Genomic DNA, 22399 nt, shown 5'->3' with positions numbered 1-22399 from the left:
GAGGAGTTTTGACATGACGATCGCCGACATCAAGAAGAACGCGCAAGGCAAGATGGACCAGTCCATCGCCGCCTTCAAAACCAACCTGACCAAGATCCGCACCGGCCGCGCCAACCCGGCGCTGCTGGACACCATCCACGTCGAGTACTACGGCAACCACGTGCCGCTGTCGCAGGTGGCCAACGTGGCGCTGCTGGACGCGCGCACCATCAGCGTGCAGCCCTGGGAAAAGGGCATGGGCGCCAAGATCGAGAAGGCCATCCGCGAGAGCGAGCTGGGCCTGAACCCGGCCAACATGGGCGACCTGATCCGCGTGCCCATGCCGCCCATGAGCGAGGAGCGCCGCAAGGAGATGACCAAGGTGGTGCGCCAGGAAGGCGAGCAGGCCAAGATCGCCATCCGCAACCTGCGCCGCGACGCCAACGACGCCATTAAGAAGCTGGTCAAGGACAAGGAGGCCACCGAGGACGAGCAAAAGCGCTCGGAGGCCGAGATCCAGAAGGTCACCGACAAGCACGTGGCCGACATCGATGCGCTGGTGGCGGGCAAGGAAAAGGACATCATGGAGGTCTAGACGGGGCTCCCCCCTGAGTCGCCTGCGGCGCCTTCCCCCCTCTCTGGCGCTTCGCTTGGAGGGGGGACAACGCCAGTGGCCGGGCCAAGCCCGCTCCACGGCGTTCCTTGCATGGCCTGCTCCGCGGCCTCTGGATGTTCGTTCAGACTTGATGCTCCCATGGCGAAAGCTCCTTCACCTTCTGCCGTTGTTCCCCACCACATCGCCATCGTGATGGATGGCAATGGGCGCTGGGCCAAGCGGCGCCTGCTGCCTCGCATTGCCGGGCATCGGCAGGGGGTGGAGTCGCTGCGCCGCTGCATCCGCGCCTGCGCCGAGCGCGGGGTGCGGGCGCTGACGGTGTTTGCCTTTTCGTCCGAGAACTGGAGCCGCCCGCCCGAGGAGGTCGGCGGCCTGATGGAGCTGATGGCCAAGGCGCTGGCGCGCGAGGTGCCCGAGCTGCGGCAAAACGGCATTCGTCTGCGCTTCGTGGGCGAGCGCGCCAGCCTGTCCGAGCGCATGAAGGCCGGCCTGGCCGAGGCCGAGGCCGCCACCGCCGCCGGCACCGGCATGGGGCTGAACGTGTGCTTCAACTACGGCGGGCGCTGGGACATCACGCAGGCCGCCGCCAGCCTGGCCGCCCGGGGCGAGCCGATCACCGAGGCCGCGCTGGCCGGCGCCATGGCGCTGGCGTACGTGAGCGACCCGGACCTGCTCATCCGCACCGGCGGCGAGCAGCGCATCAGCAACTTCCTGCTGTGGCAGTGCGCCTACAGCGAGCTGGTTTTCAGCGAGCGGCTGTGGCCCGACTTCGACGAGGCCGCGCTGGACGAGGCGCTGGCGGCCTACGCCGCGCGCGAGCGGCGCTTTGGCCAGACCTCCGAGCAGCTCGCGCAGCCGGCCTGACCATGCTGCGCACCCGCATCATCACGGCGCTGGTCTTGCTGGCCATCCTGCTGCCGGCGCTGTTGGCCGCCTCGCCCGCGCCCTTCATCGGCCTGACCCTGCTGTTCATCGCCGCCGCCGCCTGGGAGTGGGCGCGCCTGAACGGCGTGACGGGCGCCGGGGCGCTGGCCACCGGCGTGCTGTGCGCCGCGCTGTGCGCCGGCCTGTGGGGCGCCGGGGTGGTCGAGCGGCCGCTGCCTGGGGTGTGGACCGCCGCCGGCCTGGCCTGGGTGCTGGGCGGCATCTGGCTGCTGGGGCGCGGCGTGGCGGGCTGGCCGCGGCTGCCGCGTGCGCTGCGCTGGCTGCTGGGCCTGGCCATGCTGTGCACCGCCTGGCTGGCGCTGGCGCAGGCACGGCGCGTGGGCATCAACTTCCTGCTGTCGGCGTTGGTGCTGGTGTGGGCCGCCGACGTGTTCGCCTATTTCGCCGGCCGGGCGCTGGGCGGGCGCTTCACGGGCGGGCGCAAGCTGGCGCCCGGCATCAGTCCGGGCAAGAGCTGGGAGGGCGTGTGGGGCGGCATGCTGGGTGTGCTGGTGGTCGGCGCGGGCTGGATCGCTTACGACGGCGCGCACCCCGAGGCGGCGCCCAGCCTGTACAGCCGGCTGCACGAGTTCGGCCTGGCCGGCCTCGTCCTGGGCGTCGTGTTCCTGGCCGCCATGAGCGTGGTGGGCGATTTGATCGAGTCGCTGGTCAAGCGCAGCGCCGGCATGAAGGATTCCAGCCAGCTGCTGCCCGGCCACGGCGGCGTGCTGGACCGCATCGACGCGCTGCTGCCCACGCTGCCGCTGGCGATGCTGGCGGCGACCCTGGTGGCGAGGTTCGCATGAGGGCGCGGCAGCGCATCGCCGTGCTGGGCAGCACCGGCTCGATCGGCGTGAACACGCTGGACGTGGTGGCGCGCCACCCGGAGCGCTTCGAGGTGGTGGCGCTGACGGCCGCCACGCGGGTGGACGAGATGCTGGCGCAGTGCGCGCGCTTTCGCCCGCGCTGGGCCGTGATGGCCAGCGCCGCGCACGCCGCCGAGCTGGCGCGCAAATTAAAGGAAAATGGGCTTCCGACCAGCGTGGAACAAGCCCCGGATGCTCTTGAATCAATAGCTTTGTCGCCGGATGTCGACACCGTCATGGCGGCCATCGTCGGCGCCGCCGGGCTGGCGCCCTGCCTGGCGGCGGCGCGCGCCGGCAAGCGCCTGCTGCTGGCCAACAAGGAGGCGCTGGTGGTGGGCGGCGAGGTGTTCCTGCGCGCCGTGCGCGAGGGTGGCGCCACCTTGCTGCCGATCGACAGCGAGCACTCGGCGGTGTTCCAGTCGCTGCCCGAGGACCCCGCCACCTGGGCCGCGCGCATCGACAAGATCATCCTCACCGCCTCGGGCGGGCCGTTTCGCACGCGCGACGCGGCCAGCCTGCGCGACGTGACGCCCGAGCAGGCCTGCGCCCACCCCAACTGGGTGATGGGGCGCAAGATCTCGGTCGATTCGGCCACCATGATGAACAAGGCGCTGGAGGTGATCGAGGCGCGCTACCTGTTCGGCGTGGCGCCCGGGCAGATCGAGGTGGTGATCCATCCGCAAAGCGTGATCCATTCGATGGTGCAGTACCGGGACACCTCGGTGGTGGCGCAGCTGGGCACACCCGACATGCGCGTGCCCATCGCCTACGGCCTGGCCTGGCCCGAGCGCATCGCCTCCGGCGCGCAGGCGCTGGACTTCCGCACGCTGGCGGGCCTGAGCTTCGAGCCCATCGACGGCGACGGCCACCGCGCGCGCTACCCCGGCCTGGCGCTGGCCTGGGAGGCCTTGCGCGCCGCGCCCGGCACTTGCGCGGTGCTGAACGCCGCCAACGAGGTGGCGGTGGCGGCCTTTCTGGACCGGCGCATCCGCTTCGACCAGATTCACCAGGTCAACCGCGCCACGCTGGACGCGGTGCAGCCCGACCACCCCGACGCGCTGGCGGCGCTGCTGGCGCTGGATGCGCGCGCCCGCGCGCGGGCGGAACTTGCGGTGCGCGCCTGCAGTCCATGACGCATCGATGCCGCGCCGCGCGGGCGCCGGCAGGAGGACAATGCCAGCCATGCTGACCACCCTGATCGCCTTTCTGGCCGCTCTGGCGATCCTGATTGCCGTGCACGAGTGGGGCCACTACCGCGTGGCCGTGGCCTGTGGCGTCAAGGTGCTGCGCTTTTCGATCGGCTTCGGGCCCACGCTGGCGCGCTGGAAGCCGCGCAGGCAGCACCCCGGCCAGGACACCGAGTTCGTCATCGCCGCCTTTCCGCTGGGCGGCTACGTGAAGATGCTGGACGAGCGCGAGGGCCCGGTGGCGCCCGAGGAGCGCCACCAGGCCTTCAACACCCAGCCGCTCAGGTCGCGCGCGCTGGTGGTGGCCGCCGGCCCGGTGGCCAACCTGGTGCTGGCCGCGCTGCTGTACGCGCTGGTCAACTGGGTGGGCGTGCAGGAGCCGCGCGCCGTGCTGGCGCCGCCGGCGGCCGGCTCGCTGGCCGCCCAGGCCGGCCTGCAGGGGGGCGACCTGGTGGAGCGCGGCGCGCTGGACGGCGACGAGCTGGAGCCGCTGGCCTCGTTCGAGAGCCTGCGCTGGCTGCTGACGCGCGGCGCGCTGGACGGCCAGGACGTGGTGCTCGAAGTGGCCGGCGCCGCCGGCACTGGCCGTCACCGCGAACTGCGCCTGCCGCTGTCGTCGCTGGCCGGGCACGACCCCGACGCCAGCCTGTTTCGCGCCATCGGCATCACGGCGCCGCTGAGCCGCCCGCTGATCGGCGAGGTGGTGCCCGGCGGCGCGGCCGAGCGCGCGGGCCTCCAGCCGGGCGACCTGGTGCGGCGCATGGGCGACGTCGTGATCGACGACGGCCAGCAGCTGCGCGAGCGCATCCGCGCGTCGGCCAGGGACGGCGAGCCGCGCGCGAGCGACTGGCAGATCGTGCGCGGCGACCAGGTGATGGAGCTGAGCGTGCGGCCCGACGCGGTGCAGGAGCCGGGCCAGCCCAACCAACGTATCGGCCGCATCGGCGCCATGGTGGGCGGCGCCCCCGAGATGGTGCTGGTGCGCCTGGGGCCCGTCGACGGGCTGTGGTCGGGCGTGACGCGCGTGTGGGAGGTGTCGGCCCTGTCGCTGCGCCTGCTGGGGCGCATGGCGATGGGCGAGGTGTCGCTGCGCAACCTCAGCGGCCCGATCGCGATCGCCGACTACGCCGGCAGGTCGGCCAGCCTGGGGCTGACGTATTACCTGGCCTTCCTGGCCTTCATCAGCGTCAGCCTGGGGGTGCTCAACCTGCTGCCGATCCCGGTCCTGGATGGGGGGCACCTGATGTATTATCTTTGGGAGGCGGTGACGGGCAAGGCAGTCACCGGCGTCTGGCTGGAACGCCTGCAATACGTCGGCATGGCTTTGCTGCTGAGCATGATGGCGATCGCGATGTTCAACGACATCGCCAACCGGTTGGGCTGATTGATTTTTCTCCACGTCGCGGCCTCTGGAAGGCCGCTTGTTTTGCCGCATCCATGAAACGTTCAGCTCATCGCCTGCACCTGCGTGCCACGGCCGTCCTGGTTTCCCTGGCCTTCGCCGCGCAGCTGGCCTGGGCCGTGACGCCCTTCACCGTGCGCGACATCCGCATCGAGGGCCTGCAGCGCGTCGAGCCGGGCACGGTGTTCGCCTCGCTGCCGGTGCGCATCGGCGACACCTACAACGACGACCGGGGCGCGGCGGCCATCCGCGCGCTGTTCGCGCTGGGCCTGTTCTCCGACGTGCGGCTGGAGACCAGCGGCGACGTGCTGGTGGTGGTGGTGCAGGAGCGCCCGACCATCGCCGCGGTCGACTTCGCCGGCAACAAGGAGTTCAGCAACGAGGTGCTGCAGGGCGTGCTGCGCGACGCCGGCGTGACCTCCGGGCGCGCCTACGACCGCGCGCTGGCCGACCGCGCCGAGCAGGAAATCAAGCGCCAGTACATCAACCGCAGCCTGTACGGCGCCGAGGTGCAGACCACCGTCACGCCCACCGAGCGCAACCAGGTGCGCCTGACCTTCAACATCGTCGAGGGGCGGCCCGCGCGCATCAAGGACATCAGCATCGTCGGCAACCACGCCTTCGACGAGGGCACGCTCAAGGACCTGTTCAACCTGGACACCGGCGGCTGGCTGGCCTGGTACACCAAGAGCGACCAGTACTCGCGCAGCAAGCTCAACGCCGACCTGGAAGCGCTGCGCTCGTACTACCTCAACCGCGGCTACCTCGACTTCAAGATCGACTCCACCCAGGTCGCCATCTCGCCCGACAAGCAGTCGATCTCGATCACCGTCAACGTCACCGAGGGCCAGCGCTTCGTGGTCTCGGGCGTGTCGATCGACGGCAACCTGCTGGGGCGCGACGACGAGTTCAAGTCGCTCATCAGCATCAAGCCGGGCGAGGCCTACAACGCCGAGCAGGTGGCCGCCACCACCAAGGCCATCACCGACCAGTTGGGCAACTACGGCTACGCCTTCGCCAAGGTGGAGGCGGTGCCCGACGTCGACCGCGCCAACAACCGCGTGGCCATCGAGCTGCGCGTGGACCCCGAGCGCCGCGCCTACGTGCGCCGCATCAACATCGCGGGCAACAACCGCACGCGCGACGAGGTCATCCGCCGCGAGTTCCGCCAGTACGAGTCGAGCTGGTACGACGCCGAGAAGATCAAGCTCTCGCGCGACCGCGTCGACCGCCTGGGCTACTTCACCGAGCTGTCCATCACCACCGCCGAGGTGCCGGGCGCGCCCGACGAGGTGGACCTGAACGTCGAGGTCAAGGAAAAGCCCACCGGCAACATCTCGCTGGGCGCCGGCTACTCGTCGGCCGAGAAGCTCTCGTTCACCTTCGGCCTGTCGCAGGACAACGTGTTCGGCTCGGGCAACCGGCTCGATTTGCAGCTGAACACCGGCAAGTTCAACCGCACCCTGGTGGTCAGCGCGACCGACCCGTACTTCACCAGCAACGGCGTCTCGCGCACCGTCGAGGTCTACTACAAGACGCAGAAGCCCTACCAGGACCAGGGCGGCAACTACACCCTGGTCACCATGGGCGCGGGCCTGAAGTTCGGCGTGCCCGTGTCCGAGCTCGACACGGTGTACCTGGGCATGAACCTGGAGCGCACGCGCATCAAGCCCGGCACCAACATCCCGGCCTCCTACCTGGACTACGCCAACCGCTTCGGCTACAGCAGCACGGCCTTTCCGTTCACCCTGGGCTGGTCGCGCGACTCGCGCGACAGCGCGCTGGCGCCCAACTCGGGCCGCTACCAGCGCCTGATGGGCGAGCTGGGCCTGTTCGGCGATGCGCGCTACGCCAAGGCCGACTACCAGTACCAGCAGTACGTCCCGCTGTCCAAGGCCTACACGCTGGCCTTCAACGGCGAGGCCGGCTGGGGCAAGGGCCTGGGCGGGCGGCCGTTCCCGGTGTTCAAGAACTTCTACTCCGGCGGCCTGGGCTCGGTGCGCGGCTACGACCAGGGCACGCTGGGCCCGCGCGACGTCACCGGCGCCTTCATCGGCGGCACGCGCAAGTTCACGCTCAACACCGAGCTGATGACCCCCTTCCCCGGCGCCGGCAACGACCGCACGCTGCGCCTGTTCGCCTTCGTCGATGCCGGCGCGCTGTACGGCGACGGCGAGAAGATCAGCGCCAGTGCGCTGCGCTACTCCACCGGCATCGGCCTGTCCTGGATCTCGCCGCTGGGGCCACTGCGCTTTGCCTGGGCCGTGCCCCTGCGCAAGCGCCCCGGCGATAGAATCCAGCGCCTTCAGTTTCAGATCGGAACCTCCTTTTGATGTCCCCCTTCGTTCGTCGTTTGTCGGTGGCCCTGCTCGCGGGTGCCGCCTTGTGCGCTCCCGCCGCCTGGGCCCAGGATGTGGCCCGCATCGGCTTTGTCAACACCGATCGCCTGCTGCGCGAGGCCGCGCCGGCCAAGGCCGCGCAGTCCAAGCTGGAGCAGGAGTTTTCCAAGCGCGAGAAAGAGATCGATGACGCCAGCACGGCGCTCAAGACCGCCTCCGACCGCTTCGAGCGCGAGTCGCTCACCCTGAGCGAAAGCCAGCGCCAGACGCGCCAGCGCCAACTGGTCGACCAGGACCGCGAGCTGCAGCGCAAGCGCCGCGAGTTCCAGGAAGACCTGAACGCGCGCAAGCAGGAGGAGCTGCAGCAGATCCTCGACCGCGCCAACCGCATCGTGCGCCAGCTGGCCGAGTCCGAGAAGTTCGACGCCATCTTCCAGGAGGCGGTCTACATCAACCCGCGCCTGGACATCACCGACAAGGTGATCAAGGCGCTCAACGGCGGCAAGTGAGGGCGGCGCGCGCCGCTCCAGCCGGCCCCGACGCCCCCCGCGCAACCATGCCGCTGCGCATCGGAGCCATCGTCGAGGCCCTGGGCGGTGAACTGTCGGGCGACGCCGAGCGCGTCGTCACGCGCCTGGCGCCGCTGGAGCGGGCCCGGCCCGACGAGCTGAGCTTTCTGGTCGACCCCCGGCTCGCGCACCTGCTGCCAAGCACGCAGGCCGGCTGCATCATCGTCGGGCCCGCGCAGGCCGCGGCCGCGCGCCGGCGCGGCGACTGCATCGTGGCCGACAACCCGCACCTGTACTTCGCCCGCGTCACCCAGCTGTGGCGGCGCACGCACGGCGGCGCCCCGCGAGCCGGCGTGCATCCCAGCGCCGTGGTGGAGGAGGGCGCCCACATCGACCCCAGCGCCAGCATCGGCGCGCAGTGCTTCATCGGCCGCGGCGCGCGCATCGGCGCCGGCACCGTGCTGAAAGCCCGCGTCACCGTCGGCGAGGACTGCGTCATCGGCGCGCGCGGCCTGATCCAGAGCGGCGCGGTGATCGGCGGCGAGGGCTTCGGCTTTGCGCCGGACGCCGGGCGCTGGGAGCGCATCGAGCAGCTGGGCGCGGTGCGCATCGGCGACGACGTGGAGGTGGGCGCCAACACCTGCATCGACCGCGGCGCGCTGGAAGACACGGTGATCGAGGACGGCGTCAAGCTGGACAACCTGATCCAGATCGGCCACAACTGCCACATCGGCAAGCACACGGCCATGGCCGGCTGCGTGGGCGTGGCCGGCAGCGCGCGCATCGGCGCCTACTGCACGGTGGGCGGCGCGGGCATGATCCTGGGGCATCTGACGATTGCCGACCACGTGCACATCTCCTCGGCCTCCATCGTCACGCGCTCCATCCTCAAGCCGGGCCACTACACGGGCTTTTTCCCCATCGACGACAACGGCAGCTGGGAGAAGAACGCCGCCGCGCTCAAGCACATCCACGCGCTGCGCGACCGCGTGCGCGCGCTCGAAAAGCGGCGGGATGGCCCGTCTCATGCGTAGAATGGGCTGTCGCGCGGGCAGCTTCTGCGCCAATAGCTATTAAAATTGAAGCATTCGCCATGATGGACATCCACCGCATCCTCGAGAAACTGCCCCATCGCTACCCGTTTCTGCTGGTCGATCGGGTGCTCGACATCGACCTGCAGGCCAAGACGATCCGCGCCATCAAGAACGTCAGCGTCAACGAACCGTGCTTCACCGGCCACTTTCCCGGCCGTCCGGTCATGCCCGGCGTGCTGATGCTGGAGGCCATGGCCCAGTCCTGCGCGCTGCTGTCCTTCGAGACCGAGGGCGTCTCGCTGGGCGACAACCAGGTGTTCTACTTCGTCGGCATTGACGGCGCGCGCTTCAAGCGCCCGGTCGAGCCCGGCGACCAGCTCGTGCTGCACGCGGCGCTCGACCGTGCGCGCGCCGGCATCTACCGCTTCAACTGCAAGGCCATGGTGGGCGAGGAGGTGGCGTGCGAGGCGGCCATCATGTGCACCATGCGCGACGTCGGCTGACACCGGCCATGGCGAGCCACGGCGCGGCGATCCACCCGACCGCCCTGGTCGACCCCAAGGCCGAGCTTCATGCCTCGGTCCAGGTCGGCCCCTACGCGGTGATCGGCCCGCACGTGCGCATCGGCGCCGGCACCACGATCGGCGCGCACGGCGTGATCGACGGGCACACCACCATCGGCACCGACAACCGCATCTTCCCGTTCACCAGCATCGGCGCGCCGCCGCAGGACAAGAAGTACGCCGACGAGCCCACGCGGCTGGAGATCGGCGCCGGCAACACCATCCGCGAGTTCGTCACCATCAACACCGGCACCGTGCAGGACGCCGGCGTCACGCGCGTGGGCGACGACAACTGGATCATGGCCTACGTGCACATCGCGCACGACTGCCAGGTGGGCGACCACACCATCCTGGCCAACTCGGTGCAGCTGGCCGGCCACGTGCACCTGGGCGACTGGGTGTTTCTGGGCGGCCTGTCGGGCGTGCACCAGTTCGTGCGCGTCGGCGCGCACGCCATGACGGCCTTTCAGACCCGCCTGGCGCAAGACCTGCCGCCCTTCGTCACGGCGGGCGGCAACCCGGCCGAGGCGCAGGGCATCAACACCGAAGGCCTGCGCCGGCGCGGCTACGCGCCCGAGCGCATCGCCATCGCCAAGCAGATGCACCGCCTGCTGTATCGGCGTGGCCTGACGCTGGAGGCCGCGCGCCAGCAGATCGACGCGCTGCGCGGCGAAGTGGCCGACGCCGACGCGGACATCGCGCTGATGCAAGCCTTTTTGAGCACGGCGTCGCGCGGCATCGTTCGTTGAGGCGATGGAACACCAACCGCGCCTGGCGCTGGTGGCGGGCGAAAGCTCGGGCGACCTGCTGGGTGGCCATCTGCTGGCGGCGCTGCGCGCGCGCTGGCCCGGCTTGAGCGCGGTCGGCATCGGCGGCGCCCAGATGGCGGCCCAGGGCTTCGATGCCTGGTGGCCGATGGAGAAGCTGGCCGTGCGCGGCTACCTGGAGGTGCTGCCGCGCCTGCCCGAGTTGCTGCGCCTGCGCCGGCAACTGGGCGATCGGCTGCTGGTCGAGCAGCCCGAGCTGTTCATCGGCATCGACGCGCCCGACTTCAACTTCGGCCTGGAGGCGCGCCTGAGGGCCGGCGGCATCAAGACGCTGCACTTCGTCAGCCCCTCGTTCTGGGCCTGGCGGCCCGAAAAGCTCGTCAAGCTGAAGGCCGCCGCCGACCATGTGCTGTGCCTGTTTCCGTTCGAACCCGCCCTGCTGGCCGCGCACGGCATCGCCGCGACCTACGTGGGCCATCCGCTGGCCAGCGTCATCCCCATGCAGCCCGACCGCGCGGCGGCGCGCCAGGCGCTGGGCCTGTCCGCCGGCGGTCCCGTGGTGGCGCTGCTGCCGGGTAGCCGCGCGGCCGAGATCGAACACCTGGCGCCTCGCTTCTTTCAGGCTGCAGCCCGCATTAAACAAGCGCAATATGCTACTCAATTCATAGTACCCGCGGTACCGCACCTGCTGGCGCGCGTGCAGGCGCTGGCGCAGGCCAGCGGGCTGGGCGATGCCGTGAAGGTGCTGCCCGGCCAGTCGCACGCCGCGCTGGCCGCCTGCGACGTCACGCTGATCGCCAGCGGCACCGCCACGCTGGAGGCGGCGCTGTTCAAGCGCCCCATGGTCATCGCCTACGCCATGCCGCGCCTGAGTTACGCGCTGATGCGCCGCAAGCGCCAGCTGCCCTGGGTGGGCCTGCCCAATGTGCTGTGCGCGCCGCCCGATTGGCTGCAGCGGCCGGCGGACATGAGCGCGCGGCAGGCCGCCGACCGCCCCGGCGCGCCCTTCGTGGTGCCCGAGCTGCTGCAGGATGCCGCCACGCCTGCCGCGCTGGCGCGCGCCGTGCTGGACTGGCTGGCCGCGCCTGAGAAAATGGCGGCCCTGCAGGCGCGCTTTGGCGCGCTGCATGAGCAGTTGCGGCGCGACACCGCGCGTCTGGCCACCGATGCGATCCAAACGCTTCTTGCACGCTGAGCAAACGCCCTTCGACTGGGACGCGCCGGGCCTGGTGGCCGGCGTGGACGAGGCCGGGCGCGGGCCGCTGGCCGGGCCGGTGGTGGCCGCGGCCGTCATCCTCGATCCGCGCCAGCCCATTGCCGGCCTGGCCGACTCCAAGAAGCTCACCGCGCGGCGGCGCGAGCGGCTGTTCGACGCCATCCGCGCCAAGGCCTTGTGCTGTGCCGTGGCCGAGGCCAGCGTCGAGGAAATCGATCGCCTGAACATCCTGCAGGCCACCCTGCTGGCCATGCAGCGCGCCGTGGCCGGCCTGCGCCTGCCGCCGGCCAAGGTGCTGGTGGACGGCAACCGCCTGCCGCGGCTGGCCATGCGCGCCGAGGCCGTGGTGGGCGGCGATGCGCGGGTAGCGGCGATTTCGGCCGCCTCCATCCTGGCCAAGGTCACGCGCGACCGCTGGTGCGTCGAGGTCGATGCGCAGTGGCCGCAATACGGCTTTGCCGCGCACAAGGGCTACGGCACCGCCGCGCACCTGGCGGCCCTGCAGGCGCACGGTCCCTGCGCGCTGCACCGGCGCAGCTTTGCGCCCGTGGCGGCCGCGCTGGCGCAAGCGAGGGTGCCGTGACGAACCCCGTGCCGTTCATTCATTCGCGCGACAACCCGCTCGTCAAGGACCTGAAGCGCCTGGCCCAGGACAACGGCGCCTGGCGCAAGCAGGGCCGTGTGTGGGCCGAGGGCGATCACCTGTGCCGCGCGGCGCTCACCCGGGGCTGGCGGCCGGCGCTGGCGGTGTTTTCCGAGTCTTATTGGCCTGTGGCCCCAGTCGATCTTGCGCAAGCAGCTATCAAAACAATAGTTATCGACGATGCCCTGATGGCCCACGTCAGCGGCCTGCCGTCGCCCGCGCCGGTGGCCTTCGTGCTCGACCTGCCGCCCGCGCCCGCCGTGCAGCCCGGCGCGGCCACCGTGGTGCTCGACCGCGTGCAGGACGCCGGCAACGTCGGCTCCATTCTGCGCAGCGCCGCGGCCTTCGGCTTTGCGCAGGTGCTGGCCCTGCAGGGCACGGCCGGCCTGTGGTCGCCCAAGGTGCTGCGCGCCGGCATGGGCGCGCACTTCGGCCTGCGGCTGCTGGACGGGGTGGGGCTGGACGCGGTGGCGCAGCTGCAGGTGCCGCTGCTCGTCACCAGCTCGCACCAGGGCGCCAGCCTGCTGGGCGCGGCGCGTCCCTGGCCCTGCGCCTGGGTGTTCGGCCACGAAGGGCAGGGCGTGGCCCCGGCGCTGGCGGCGCGCGCCGCGCACGCGGTGCGCATCGAGCAGCCGGGCGGGGAGGAGTCGCTGAACGTGGCGGCGGCGGCAGCCATTTGCCTGCATGCCAGTGCGGCCGGAGCGGGGAGGTGATGGCTTGACAAAAGTATCCCATTTTATACAATAAGCCGTGAAAGCCATTCACACCACCGAGAACTTCGATGGCTGGTTTGCTGGCCTGCGCGACAAGCAGGTGGCGCGTCGGATCCAAGCCCGGATCGACCGGGCCGAGGATGGCAACTTTGGCGATTGCGAGCCGGTGGGCGAGGGTATTTCGGAGATGCGGATTCACTACGGGCCGGGCTACCGCGTGTATTTCACGCAGCGCGGGATGGAGATCGTGATCCTGCTCGCTGGTGGCGACAAATCCACCCAGAGCAAGGACATTAAGACCGCGCTGGAGCTGGCGCGGCAACTGTAGGGCCATCATGGAAACGACCAAGCTGCGCAAGTGGGACAGTGCCGAACACCTCCAAACCGAGGAGGACATGGTGCTGTACCTGGAGGCCTGCATGGAAGAAGCTGGCGATGACGCGGCCTTCATTGCCAAGGCGTTGGGCAACATCGCCCGCGCCAAGGGCATGAGCCAGCTTGCCAGGGACACCGGTCTGGGACGTGAAAGCCTCTACAAGGCCTTGTCCGGCGAAGGCAACCCGAGCTTCGGCACCATCCTCAAGGTGATGCACGCCCTGGGCCTCAAATTGCAGCCGCAAGCCGCTGCCCGCGCCTGACGCTGGCGCGCCAACGCCGTTTGGGGGAGAAACGGCCCCGGAAGAAACCAGCCCTCATCAAGCGCCCGCTATAATCAAGAGCTTTTCGCAACAGCGTCGCCCGACCGCCTCAAAAGCACTTCTTCATGCGTTCACCGCCGTCGCTTGTGCGACGCGCCACGCGCCGGCACGGGCGACCGTTACATCACGGAGAACCCCAGTGCTTTCTTCCCTGCAGGGGAAATTCCCACCCGCCATCCTGGCCCTCGCGGACGGCAGTGTGTTCATTGGCGAGGCCATCGGCGCCACCGGCTCCACGGTGGGCGAGGTGGTGTTCAACACGTCGATGACGGGCTATCAGGAAATCCTGACCGACCCCAGCTACTGCCAGCAGCTCGTCACGCTGACCTACCCGCACATCGGCAACACCGGCGTCAACCCCGAGGACGTCGAGTCCAGCAAGGTGCAGGCCGCCGGCCTGATCGTGCGCGACCTGCCGCTGCTGCACAGCAACTTCCGCGCCAGCCAAAGCCTGCCCGAGTACCTGAAGGCCGAGGGCGCGGTGGCCATTGCCGGCATCGACACGCGCCAGCTGACGCGCCTGCTGCGCGACAAGGGCGCGCAAAACGGCTGCATCCTGGCGCTGGCCGCCGGGCAGGCGGCCACGCCCGAGCGCATCGAGCAGGCGCTGGCCGCCGCGCGCGCCGCGCCCGCCATGAACGGGCTGGACCTGGCCAAGGTGGTGAGCACCCCCGCGCCCTATGCGTGGAGCCAGACCGTCTGGGGCCTGGGCGCCGGCTACGGCACGCAGGCCGCGCCGCGCTTCAAGGTCGTGGCCTACGACTTCGGCGTCAAGTTCAACATCCTGCGCATGCTGGCCGAGCGCGGCTGCCAGATCACGGTGGTGCCGGCGCAAACGCCGGCCGCCGAGGTGCTGGCGATGCGGCCCGACGGCGTGTTCCTGTCCAACGGCCCGGGCGACCCCGAGCCCTGCGACTACGCCATCGCCGCCACGCGCACCATCGTGGACAGCGGCATGCCCACCTTCGGCATCTGCCTGGGCCACCAGATCATGGCCCTGGCCGTGGGCGCCAAGACCTTCAAGATGGCCAACAGCCACCACGGCGCCAACCACCCGGTGCGCGAGCTGGCCAGCGGCCGCGTCAGCATCACCAGCCAGAACCACGGCTTCGCGGTGGACCCCGAGACACTGCCCGGCAACGTGCGCAGCACGCACATCAGCCTGTTCGACGGCACGCTGCAGGGCTTCGAGTTCAAGGACCAGCCGGCGTTCTGCTTTCAGGGCCACCCCGAGGCTTCGCCCGGCCCGCAGGACATCGGCTACCTGTTCGACCGCTTCATCACGCTGATGGAGCAGGCCCGCAAGCCCACCTGACCGCCACGCCATGAAGCTCTACCCCTTTCCCCAGGCCAGCCTCGAGAAAGCCATCGCCAAGCGCATGCTGGGCCTGGCTGCGCCCGAGCGCGCGTGGTTTGCCGAGCGCTGGAGCCAGAAGCCCTACAAGAAGTCCTTCATCGAGCTCAAAGCCATGCCGCTGGTGACCTTCCTGGCCAAGGGCAAGAGCTGGAGCGACGAAGAGTTTGCCGCCGAGCTGGCCGCCTGGGACGTGAAGTTCTACGCCCCCGAGGCCGCCGTGCTGCGCCCGCTGATCGAGGGCGACGGCCTGATCCAACTGATGCAAAAAAACATGCCTGCCGAGCGCGCCAAGGCCTTGCTCGACAAGCTCGACAACGACCGCCATGCCTAAACGCAACGACCTCAAGACCATCCTCATCATCGGCGCCGGCCCCATCGTCATCGGCCAGGCCTGCGAATTCGACTACTCCGGCGTGCAGGCCTGCAAGGCGCTGCGCGAGGAGGGCTACCGCGTGGTGCTGATCAACAGCAACCCCGCCACCATCATGACCGACCCGGCCACGGCCGACGTCACCTACATCGAGCCCATCACCTGGCAGACGGTCGAGAAGATCATCGCCAAGGAGCGGCAGCACAGCAGCGAGGGCTTCGCCATCCTGCCCACCATGGGCGGGCAGACGGCGCTGAACTGCGCGCTCGATTTGTGGCGCCACGGCGTGCTGGCCAAGTACAACGTCGAGCTGATCGGCGCGCGCCCCGAGGCGATCGACAAGGCCGAGGACCGCCTGAAGTTCAAGGAGGCGATGACGCGCATCGGGCTCGAGTCCGCGCGCTCCGGCATCGCGCACAGCATGGACGAGGCCTGGGCGGTGCAGAAGAAGGTGGGCTTTCCCACCGTGATCCGCCCCAGCTTCACCCTGGGCGGCACGGGCGGCGGCATTGCCTACAACCCGGAGGAGTTCGAGACCATCTGCAAGCGCGGCCTGGAGGCCTCGCCGACCAACGAGCTGCTGATCGAGGAGTCGCTGCTGGGTTGGAAAGAGTACGAGATGGAGGTGGTGCGCGATCCGGCCGACAACTGCATCATCGTCTGCTCGATCGAGAACCTCGACCCCATGGGGGTGCACACCGGCGACTCGATCACCGTGGCCCCCGCGCAGACGCTGACCGACAAGGAATACCAGCTGATGCGCAACGCCAGCATCGCCATCCTGCGCGAGATCGGCGTGGACACCGGCGGCTCCAACGTGCAGTTCTCGGTCAACCCGGCCAACGGCCGCATGATCGTGATCGAGATGAACCCGCGCGTCAGCCGCTCGTCGGCGCTGGCCTCCAAGGCCACGGGTTTTCCGATCGCCAAGGTGGCCGCCAAGCTGGCCGTGGGCTACACGCTGGACGAGCTGCGCAACGAGGTCACGGGCGGCGCCACGCCGGCCTCGTTCGAGCCGACCATCGACTACGTGGTCACCAAGATCCCGCGCTTCGCGTTCGAGAAGTTTCCCGCCGCCAACAACCGCCTGACCACGCAGATGAAGAGCGTGGGCGAGGTCATGGCCATCGGCCGCACGTTCCAGGAGTCGTTCCAGAAGGCGCTGCGCGGCCTGGAGGTGGGCGTCGACGGCATGAACGAGAAGACGCAGGACCGCGAGCTGCTTGAAAAGGAGCTGGGCGAGCCCGGCCCCGAGCGCATCTGGTACGTGGGCGACGCCTTCGCCGCCGGCTGGTCGCTGGCCGAGGTGCAGCAGATCACCAAGATCGACCCCTGGTTCCTGGTGCAGATCGAGGAGATCGTCAAGATCGAGCTGGAGCTGGACGCGCACACCGCGCGGCACGGCGCAAAGGCGCTGGCCATGCTCTCGAAGGAGGAGCTGCTGACGCTCAAGCGCAAGGGCTTTTCCGACCGCCGCCTGGCCAAGCTGCTCAAGACCACGGACCAGGCCGTGCGCGAGGCGCGCCGCGCCCAGGGCGTGCGCCCGGTCTACAAGCGGGTGGACACCTGCGCGGCCGAGTTCCCCACCAACACCGCCTACATGTACTCGAGCTACGAGAGCGAGTGCGAGGCCGCGCCGACGAACAAGAAGAAGATCATGGTGCTGGGCGGCGGGCCCAACCGCATTGGCCAGGGCATCGAGTTCGACTACTGCTGCGTGCACGCGGCCCTGGCAATGCGCGAGGATGGCTACGAGACCATCATGGTCAACTGCAACCCCGAGACCGTCTCGACCGACTACGACACGTCCGACCGCCTGTACTTCGAGCCGCTGACGCTCGAGGACGTGCTGGAGATCGTGGACAAGGAAAAGCCCACCGGCGTGATCGTGCAGTACGGCGGGCAGACGCCGCTCAAGCTGGCGCTCGACCTGGAGGCCGCGGGCGTGCCCATCATCGGCACCAGCCCCGACATGATCGACGCGGCCGAGGACCGCGAGCGCTTCCAGCACCTGCTGCAGCAGCTCGGCCTGCGCCAGCCGCCCAACGCGACCGCCCGCACCGAGGCCGAGGCACTCGAAAAGGCCACCGCGCTGGGCTACCCGCTGGTGGTGCGCCCCAGCTACGTGCTGGGCGGGCGCGCGATGGAGATCGTGCACGAGCAGCAGGGCCTGGAGCGCTACATGCGCGAGGCCGTCAAGGTGAGCAACGACTCGCCCGTGCTGCTCGACCGCTTCCTGTCCGACGCCATCGAATGCGACGTGGACGCCGTGCGCGACAGCGACGGCAAGGTCTACATCGGCGGCGTGATGGAGCACATCGAGCAGGCCGGCGTGCACTCGGGCGACTCGGCCTGCTCGCTGCCGCCCTACTACCTCAAGGCCGCCACCGTGGCCGAGCTCAAGCGCCAGACCGCGGCGATGGCCGAGGGCCTGCAGGTCGTGGGCCTGATGAACGTGCAGTTCGCCATCCAGGAGAAACCGCTGGAAGGCGGCGGCACGCAGGACGTGATCTACGTGCTGGAAGTCAACCCGCGCGCCAGCCGCACCGTGCCCTTCGTCAGCAAGGCCACCGGCGTGCAGCTGGCCAAGGTGGCCGCGCGCTGCATGGTGGGCCAGACGCTGGGCACGCAGGGCGTGGGCGCCGAGGTCACGCCGCCGTACTTCAGCGTCAAGGAGGCGGTGTTCCCCTTCGTCAAGTTCCCCGGCGTGGACACCATCCTCGGCCCCGAGATGAAGTCCACCGGCGAGGTCATGGGCGTGGGCAAGACCTTCGGCGAGGCCTACATCAAGGCCGAGATCGGCGCCGGCGAGCGCCTGCCGCGGCCCCTGAAGGCCGACGGCACGCCGGCCGGCAAGGTGTTTTTGACGGTCAAGAACCACGACAAGCCGCAGGCCGTGCAGATCGCGCGCGACCTGGTGGCCATGGGTTTTGCCCTGGTGGCCACACGCGGCACGGCCGCCGCCATCCAGGCCGCCGGCATCGCCTGCGAGACCGTCAACAAGGTGACCGAAGGCCGCCCGCACGTGGTCGACATGATCAAGAACGGCGACATCTCGCTGGTCATCAACACCGTCGAAGAGCGGCGCAACGCCATCGCCGACAGCCGGGCGATCCGCACCAGCGCCCTGGCCGCGCGCGTGCCCACCATCACCACCATCTTCGGCGCCGAGGCCGCGGTGGTGGGCATGAAGAGCATGGACCAGCTGGGCGTCATTTCCGTGCAGGAGATGCACGCGCAGTTGGCATAAATCAAACAAGCGGCCGGCCGCGGGCGCGGCATAATGCGGCCAAGCACCCCCACCACCGCCGAGGCGTCGTCCTCGGCGGTTTGCTTTTGGAACGAATCTCCCCGATCGACACGACATGGCTACCCTTCCCATCACCAAACGCGGCGCCGAGCTGCTCAAGGCCGAGCTGCAGCGCCTGAAGACCAAGGACCGCCCCGAAGTCATCGCCGCCATCGCCGAGGCGCGCTCGCACGGCGATTTGAGCGAGAACGCCGAGTACGACGCCGCCAAGGACCGCCAGGGCTTCATCGAAGGGCGCATCAAGGAGGTGGAGGCCAAGCTGGCCGCCGCCCAGGTGATCGACCCGGCCTCGCTCAACGCCGGCGGCCGCGTGGTGTTCGGCGCCACGGTGGAGCTGGAGGAGCAGGACAGCGGGGAGCAGGTCACCTACCAGATCGTGGGCGAGGATGAGGCCGATCTGAAGAAGGGCCTGATCAACGTCGGCAGCCCGATCGGGCGCGCGCTGATCGGCAAGGAAGAGGGCGACACCGCCGAGGTGCAGGCGCCGGGCGGCGCGCGGCACTACGAGATCATCGGTGTGAAGTACATCTGACCGAAGACCATGCGCGATCGCCTGCCCGTCTACGCCGCCGCCCTGTGGTGGGGCAGCCTTTCGGTGATCGGCTTCATGGCGGTGCCGCTGCTGTTTGCCAGCCTGCCCAGCAAGGCGCTGGCGGGCTACGCGGCCGCACATCTGTTTGCGGCGCAGACCTGGGTGTCGCTGGCCTGCGGTCTGGTGCTGCTGCTGGTTTATAGGCAGGAAAGGGCTCTGGCCCCCGCCAATCGTGCCCGAATAGCTATTGGTTTTGTAGTATTCGGCATGCTGCTGGCGCTGTTGCTGGAGTACGCCGTGGCGCCGCGCATCGTGGCGCGGCAGAACCTGCGGCTGTGGCACAGCCTGGGCGCGGCCCTGTACGTGGTGCAGTGGCTCAGCGCCGCCGTGGTGCTGTGGCCGCTGGCCGGCCGCCGAGGAGACGCGCCCGCATGAACTCGCCCATCGTCGAGATCGACGCCGCCGACTGGCACGTGGCCGGCCGCCCCGAATGGACCGCCGCGGTCGAGGCCGGCCGGGTGCTGTACTTTCCGCGCCTGGGCTTTGCCGTGCTGCCTGCCGAGCGCGCGCTGCTGCGCGCCGACATGCTCTCGCCCAAGGCGCGCAACGTCAGCCTGGGGGCGGACGGGGTGCTCAAGGGCGCCGGCGGCAGCGCCGCGGAGCAGGCGCAGCTGACGGTCATGGTGGCGCGCTTTCGCCAGCAGGCGCTGCAGCTCGTCGATGGCCTGCTGCCCGAATACAGGGGCCTGCTGCGCGCCGCGCCCACCAGCTTTCGCCCGCGCCAGGTCGAGACGCGCAAGCAGTCGGTGCGCGCCGACGACCAGCGCCTGCACGTGGACGCCTTCCCCTCCCGGCCCAACTACGGCGAGCGCATCCTGCGCGTGTTCGCCAACGTCAACCCCGCGGGCGTGCCGCGCGTGTGGCGCGTGGGCGATTCGTTCGAGGCGGTGGCGCGGCAGTTTTTGCCGCGCGCCAAGCCCTATCGCCTGTGGCAGGCCCAAGCCTTGAACGCGCTGCACGTCACCAAGTCGCTGCGCAGCGAGTACGACCACCTGATGCTGCAGCTGCACGACGGCATGAAGTTCGACGAGGACTACCAGAGGAACGGCGCGCAGCTCACCGTGCCCTTTGCCGCCGGCAGCGTGTGGGTGTGCTACTCCGACCAGGCCACGCACGCGGTGATGAGCGGCCAGTTCATGATGGAGCAGACCCTGTACCTGCCGCCGGGGCGCGAGGCCGACCCGCAGGCCAGCCCGCTGGCCATCCTCACGCGGCTGGTGGGACGGCCGCTGGTGGGGGTGGGCGCCGGCGTGGCGCGCTGAGCGGCCTCAATCGCCCCAGGCCTCGCCCACCCAGCGCGCCGGCTGGATGTGGCGCCAGCGCCGGTTGCGCCGGCCGGCCAGCGCGTCGTGCGGGTTGACCTCGCCGTGAAAGATCACGACGCGCGCGCCTTCGGGCGGCACCGGCTCGCGCCAGTAGTTGCTGGGCCAGGCGGGAATGCAGTGGTACTTGAAGCTGGGGCACCAGCCGGCGGGCCAGTACGCCAGCTTGCCCTGGCGGTGCAGGAAGTGCGAGAGGAACTCCTGCTCGTTGCGGTACCGCTTGGGCACCTCGTCCATGTGGCCGCGAAAGTACGCCAGCACGTCGGCGTGCGCACCCAGCTCGAAGCGGTACACCGACGAGTTGCCGACGATGCGCTCGCCGAAGCGCCAGAAGCGCGGGTAGTCGTGGATGATGAGGAAGTCGCCCGGCTGGGTGAAAAAGTCGTCCAGCGCGCCGACGATGACCACGTCCAGGTCCAGGAACAGCGCCGTGCCTTTGAGGCCGTGCAGGTCGGCCTCGAAGGTGGTCAGTTTCTTCCAGGCGCCGTCGCGCTGGCCGGGCTTGAGCTGCAGGTTCAGCGGCGGAATCGGCAGGCACTGCACCTCGGGCCGCACGCCGCGGCCGTCGTCGGTCAGGCACACGAAGTGGAAGTCGCCCTGCAGGTGGCGGCGCACCATGCCGTACAGGCGGTTGACGTACTCGGGGCCGTACTTGGTGCCCCATTTCATGCACAGAATGTGCCGCTGGCCCTTATCAGTCATGCGTGAGGCGCTATCAAATCAATCGTGCCGGGTCTTCTTGACCGACTTCTGCTTGACCGGCGCCTTCTTGAGCTTGCCGCCCGGCGTCAGGCGCTGGTTGCCCAGCACGCGCACCACGCGCACCTCGGGGCGCTGGCCGCCGCGCTTGCTGTACTTGAGCACCTTCACGTCCTTGGGGCCGGCGCGGCGCTCCTCGTGCTCGGCCTGCTCCTTGGGCGGCTTGGGGCGCCACAGCACCAGCAGCTTGCCGATGTGCTGGATGGGCGCGGCGTTCAGCTCGTCCGCCAGTTGCTGAAAGATGGCCTCGCGCGCGGCGCGGTCGTCGCCCAGCACGCGGATCTTGATCAGGCCGTGGGCGTTCAGCGCCAGGTCGGCCTCCTTGCGCACGGCGGGCGTCAGGCCGTCGCCCCCGATCATGACGACGGGGTCGAGGTGGTGCGCCTCGGCGCGGTGCGCCTTGCGCTCGGCGGGCGTGAGTTGGATTTGGGGCATGCCCGTATTATCCGGCCGCATGAAGCTGCGAACCAAAAGCAAGAAGGTCAACAAGGCCTGGCTGGTCGACCACATCAACGACCCCTACGTCAAGCTGGCGCAAAAGGACGGCTACCGGGCGCGCGCGGCCTACAAGCTCCAGGAGATCGACGAGACCCTGGGCCTGATCCGGCCCGGCCAGTGCGTGGTGGACCTTGGGGCAACGCCCGGCGCCTGGAGCCAGTACCTGCGCCGGCGCCTGTCGCCGCAGGGCGCGGCGGTGGGCGAGCTGGACGGCACCATCGTCGCGCTGGACATCCTGCCCATGGAGCCGATCGAGGGCGTGCAGTTTTTGCAGGGCGACTTCCGCGAGGACGAGGTGCTGGCGCGCCTGCATGCCGCCCTGGGCGGCCGGCCGGTGGACGTGGTGGTGTCGGACATGGCGCCCAACCTGTCGGGCGTCGAGTCGGTGGACGCGGCGCGCATCAGCCACCTGGTGGAGCTGGCGGTGGACTTTGCCGGGCAGCACCTGCGTCCCGAGGGCGCGCTGGTGGTCAAGCTGTTTCATGGCAGCGGCTACAGCCAGCTGGTCAAGCTGTTCAAGCAGCGCTTTCGCGTGGTCAAGCCGATCAAGCCCAAGGCCTCGCGCGCGCGCTCGACCGAGACTTTTCTGGTGGGCATCAGCCCGAAGCAGGCCGCCGCCTGACGCACTGGGGCCGCAACGGCCGTTTTCGTTACAGGGTCAGGGGCTTGCCCGCTGGGGTTTTGGGCTTGAAGCGCCTAAAATCACCCTTATCTGCACCCCTCGAGGGGCTGTTT

24 protein-coding genes are annotated in these 22399 nt (G+C 69.6%); 22 read left to right on the top strand and 2 right to left on the bottom strand.

Annotation, left to right across the window (positions count from 1 at the left end; translation table 11 throughout):
* The first annotated feature begins 13 nt into the window (after positions 1-13).
* The 21 genes from frr to H6927_15455 all read left to right on the top strand — a co-directional run bounded on the left by frr (position 14) and on the right by H6927_15455 (position 20347).
* Positions 14-574, top strand: a complete 561-nt coding sequence (gene frr / locus H6927_15555; GenBank protein ID MCP5219508.1) for a ribosome recycling factor — start codon at positions 14-16, stop codon at positions 572-574.
* A 159-nt stretch (positions 575-733) separates the two neighbouring features.
* A complete protein-coding gene (gene uppS, locus H6927_15550) occupies positions 734-1459 on the top strand; it encodes a di-trans,poly-cis-decaprenylcistransferase (protein ID MCP5219507.1) in 726 nt (241 codons plus the stop codon).
* 2 nt (positions 1460-1461) lie between these two features.
* Complete coding sequence (locus H6927_15545) at positions 1462-2325, top strand: phosphatidate cytidylyltransferase (protein ID MCP5219506.1); 864 nt, start codon at positions 1462-1464, stop codon at positions 2323-2325.
* A complete protein-coding gene (locus tag H6927_15540; GenBank protein MCP5219505.1) occupies positions 2322-3518 on the top strand; it encodes a 1-deoxy-D-xylulose-5-phosphate reductoisomerase in 1197 nt (398 codons plus the stop codon). The genes H6927_15545 and H6927_15540 overlap by 4 nt, the downstream gene beginning before the upstream one ends.
* 49 nt (positions 3519-3567) lie before the next feature.
* On the top strand, positions 3568-4956 hold the full coding sequence (gene rseP / locus H6927_15535; GenBank protein MCP5219504.1) for an RIP metalloprotease RseP: 1389 nt from the start codon (positions 3568-3570) through the stop codon (positions 4954-4956).
* A 53-nt stretch (positions 4957-5009) separates the two neighbouring features.
* Entirely contained in the window at positions 5010-7307 is a 2298-nt protein-coding gene (bamA, locus tag H6927_15530) for an outer membrane protein assembly factor BamA (GenBank protein ID MCP5219503.1), read from the top strand.
* A complete protein-coding gene (locus H6927_15525; GenBank protein ID MCP5219502.1) occupies positions 7307-7822 on the top strand; it encodes an OmpH family outer membrane protein in 516 nt (171 codons plus the stop codon). Before bamA ends, H6927_15525 begins: the two co-directional genes overlap by 1 nt.
* Positions 7823-7869: 47 nt before the next feature.
* Positions 7870-8856: a UDP-3-O-(3-hydroxymyristoyl)glucosamine N-acyltransferase gene (gene lpxD, locus H6927_15520; protein MCP5219501.1), complete on the top strand. Its 987-nt coding sequence runs from the start codon at positions 7870-7872 to the stop codon at positions 8854-8856.
* Positions 8857-8915: 59 nt separating this feature from the next.
* Positions 8916-9359, top strand: a complete 444-nt coding sequence (fabZ, locus tag H6927_15515; protein MCP5219500.1) for a 3-hydroxyacyl-ACP dehydratase FabZ — start codon at positions 8916-8918, stop codon at positions 9357-9359.
* Between the two features lie 8 nt (positions 9360-9367).
* Positions 9368-10168 carry an acyl-ACP--UDP-N-acetylglucosamine O-acyltransferase gene (gene lpxA, locus H6927_15510; GenBank protein MCP5219499.1) on the top strand — a complete coding sequence of 267 codons (801 nt, stop codon included), beginning with the start codon at positions 9368-9370 and terminating at the stop codon, positions 10166-10168.
* Positions 10169-10172: 4 nt separating this feature from the next.
* The gene (gene lpxB / locus H6927_15505; protein ID MCP5219498.1) at positions 10173-11381 is read left to right on the top strand and encodes a lipid-A-disaccharide synthase; all 1209 of its coding nucleotides are present in this window, start codon (positions 10173-10175) and stop codon (positions 11379-11381) included.
* Positions 11353-11985: a ribonuclease HII gene (gene rnhB, locus H6927_15500; protein MCP5219497.1), complete on the top strand. Its 633-nt coding sequence runs from the start codon at positions 11353-11355 to the stop codon at positions 11983-11985. The genes lpxB and rnhB overlap by 29 nt, the downstream gene beginning before the upstream one ends.
* On the top strand, positions 11982-12758 hold the full coding sequence (locus H6927_15495) for an RNA methyltransferase (protein MCP5219496.1): 777 nt from the start codon (positions 11982-11984) through the stop codon (positions 12756-12758). The genes rnhB and H6927_15495 overlap by 4 nt, the downstream gene beginning before the upstream one ends.
* Positions 12759-12795: 37 nt before the next feature.
* Complete coding sequence (locus H6927_15490) at positions 12796-13086, top strand: type II toxin-antitoxin system RelE/ParE family toxin (GenBank protein ID MCP5219495.1); 291 nt, start codon at positions 12796-12798, stop codon at positions 13084-13086.
* A gap of 7 nt (positions 13087-13093) precedes the next feature.
* Positions 13094-13396, top strand: coding sequence for a putative addiction module antidote protein (locus H6927_15485; protein MCP5219494.1), 303 nt, complete (start codon positions 13094-13096; stop codon positions 13394-13396).
* A gap of 199 nt (positions 13397-13595) precedes the next feature.
* Positions 13596-14771, top strand: a complete 1176-nt coding sequence (gene carA, locus H6927_15480; GenBank protein ID MCP5219493.1) for a glutamine-hydrolyzing carbamoyl-phosphate synthase small subunit — start codon at positions 13596-13598, stop codon at positions 14769-14771.
* Between the two features lie 10 nt (positions 14772-14781).
* A complete protein-coding gene (locus H6927_15475) occupies positions 14782-15144 on the top strand; it encodes a hypothetical protein (GenBank protein ID MCP5219492.1) in 363 nt (120 codons plus the stop codon).
* Positions 15137-18433, top strand: coding sequence for a carbamoyl-phosphate synthase large subunit (gene carB, locus H6927_15470; GenBank protein MCP5219491.1), 3297 nt, complete (start codon positions 15137-15139; stop codon positions 18431-18433). Before H6927_15475 ends, carB begins: the two co-directional genes overlap by 8 nt.
* A gap of 115 nt (positions 18434-18548) precedes the next feature.
* On the top strand, positions 18549-19025 hold the full coding sequence (gene greA / locus H6927_15465; protein MCP5219490.1) for a transcription elongation factor GreA: 477 nt from the start codon (positions 18549-18551) through the stop codon (positions 19023-19025).
* A 9-nt stretch (positions 19026-19034) separates the two neighbouring features.
* A complete protein-coding gene (locus H6927_15460; GenBank protein MCP5219489.1) occupies positions 19035-19460 on the top strand; it encodes a DUF4149 domain-containing protein in 426 nt (141 codons plus the stop codon).
* Positions 19457-20347, top strand: a complete 891-nt coding sequence (locus H6927_15455) for a Kdo hydroxylase family protein (protein MCP5219488.1) — start codon at positions 19457-19459, stop codon at positions 20345-20347. The genes H6927_15460 and H6927_15455 overlap by 4 nt, the downstream gene beginning before the upstream one ends.
* A gap of 6 nt (positions 20348-20353) precedes the next feature.
* On the opposite strand, the gene H6927_15450 is transcribed toward H6927_15455, so the two are convergent.
* Positions 20354-21076 carry a glycosyltransferase gene (locus H6927_15450; GenBank protein MCP5219487.1) on the bottom strand — a complete coding sequence of 241 codons (723 nt, stop codon included), beginning with the start codon at positions 21074-21076 and terminating at the stop codon, positions 20354-20356.
* A gap of 51 nt (positions 21077-21127) precedes the next feature.
* Positions 21128-21601, bottom strand: a complete 474-nt coding sequence (locus H6927_15445) for a YhbY family RNA-binding protein (protein ID MCP5219486.1) — start codon at positions 21599-21601, stop codon at positions 21128-21130.
* 19 nt (positions 21602-21620) lie between these two features.
* On the opposite strand from H6927_15445, the gene H6927_15440 reads away from it, so the two are divergent.
* The gene (locus H6927_15440) at positions 21621-22286 is read left to right on the top strand and encodes an RlmE family RNA methyltransferase (GenBank protein MCP5219485.1); all 666 of its coding nucleotides are present in this window, start codon (positions 21621-21623) and stop codon (positions 22284-22286) included.
* The last annotated feature ends 113 nt before the right edge of the window (positions 22287-22399 follow it).

The organism is Burkholderiaceae bacterium, assembly GCA_024235995.1.
Classification (GTDB): domain Bacteria; phylum Pseudomonadota; class Gammaproteobacteria; order Burkholderiales; family Burkholderiaceae_C; genus Ottowia.
This window is presented reverse-complemented; position numbering and strand designations above follow the sequence as displayed.

What these genes read in the sequence shown, in the direction of transcription:
- frr (MCP5219508.1), top strand. Translation starts at nt 14, where the DNA reads ATGACGATCGCCGACATCAAGAAGAACGCGCAAGGCAAGATGGACCAG.
- uppS (MCP5219507.1), top strand. Translation starts at nt 734, where the DNA reads ATGGCGAAAGCTCCTTCACCTTCTGCCGTTGTTCCCCACCACATCGCC.
- H6927_15545 (MCP5219506.1), top strand. Translation starts at nt 1,462, where the DNA reads ATGCTGCGCACCCGCATCATCACGGCGCTGGTCTTGCTGGCCATCCTG.
- H6927_15540 (MCP5219505.1), top strand. Translation starts at nt 2,322, where the DNA reads ATGAGGGCGCGGCAGCGCATCGCCGTGCTGGGCAGCACCGGCTCGATC.
- rseP (MCP5219504.1), top strand. Translation starts at nt 3,568, where the DNA reads ATGCTGACCACCCTGATCGCCTTTCTGGCCGCTCTGGCGATCCTGATT.
- bamA (MCP5219503.1), top strand. Translation starts at nt 5,010, where the DNA reads ATGAAACGTTCAGCTCATCGCCTGCACCTGCGTGCCACGGCCGTCCTG.
- H6927_15525 (MCP5219502.1), top strand. Translation starts at nt 7,307, where the DNA reads ATGTCCCCCTTCGTTCGTCGTTTGTCGGTGGCCCTGCTCGCGGGTGCC.
- lpxD (MCP5219501.1), top strand. Translation starts at nt 7,870, where the DNA reads ATGCCGCTGCGCATCGGAGCCATCGTCGAGGCCCTGGGCGGTGAACTG.
- fabZ (MCP5219500.1), top strand. Translation starts at nt 8,916, where the DNA reads ATGATGGACATCCACCGCATCCTCGAGAAACTGCCCCATCGCTACCCG.
- lpxA (MCP5219499.1), top strand. Translation starts at nt 9,368, where the DNA reads ATGGCGAGCCACGGCGCGGCGATCCACCCGACCGCCCTGGTCGACCCC.
- lpxB (MCP5219498.1), top strand. Translation starts at nt 10,173, where the DNA reads ATGGAACACCAACCGCGCCTGGCGCTGGTGGCGGGCGAAAGCTCGGGC.
- rnhB (MCP5219497.1), top strand. Translation starts at nt 11,353, where the DNA reads ATGCGATCCAAACGCTTCTTGCACGCTGAGCAAACGCCCTTCGACTGG.
- H6927_15485 (MCP5219494.1), top strand. Translation starts at nt 13,094, where the DNA reads ATGGAAACGACCAAGCTGCGCAAGTGGGACAGTGCCGAACACCTCCAA.
- H6927_15475 (MCP5219492.1), top strand. Translation starts at nt 14,782, where the DNA reads ATGAAGCTCTACCCCTTTCCCCAGGCCAGCCTCGAGAAAGCCATCGCC.
- carB (MCP5219491.1), top strand. Translation starts at nt 15,137, where the DNA reads ATGCCTAAACGCAACGACCTCAAGACCATCCTCATCATCGGCGCCGGC.
- greA (MCP5219490.1), top strand. Translation starts at nt 18,549, where the DNA reads ATGGCTACCCTTCCCATCACCAAACGCGGCGCCGAGCTGCTCAAGGCC.
- H6927_15460 (MCP5219489.1), top strand. Translation starts at nt 19,035, where the DNA reads ATGCGCGATCGCCTGCCCGTCTACGCCGCCGCCCTGTGGTGGGGCAGC.
- H6927_15455 (MCP5219488.1), top strand. Translation starts at nt 19,457, where the DNA reads ATGAACTCGCCCATCGTCGAGATCGACGCCGCCGACTGGCACGTGGCC.
- H6927_15450 (MCP5219487.1), bottom strand. Translation starts at nt 21,076, where the DNA reads ATGAAATGGGGCACCAAGTACGGCCCCGAGTACGTCAACCGCCTGTAC.
- H6927_15445 (MCP5219486.1), bottom strand. Translation starts at nt 21,601, where the DNA reads ATGCCCCAAATCCAACTCACGCCCGCCGAGCGCAAGGCGCACCGCGCC.
- H6927_15440 (MCP5219485.1), top strand. Translation starts at nt 21,621, where the DNA reads ATGAAGCTGCGAACCAAAAGCAAGAAGGTCAACAAGGCCTGGCTGGTC.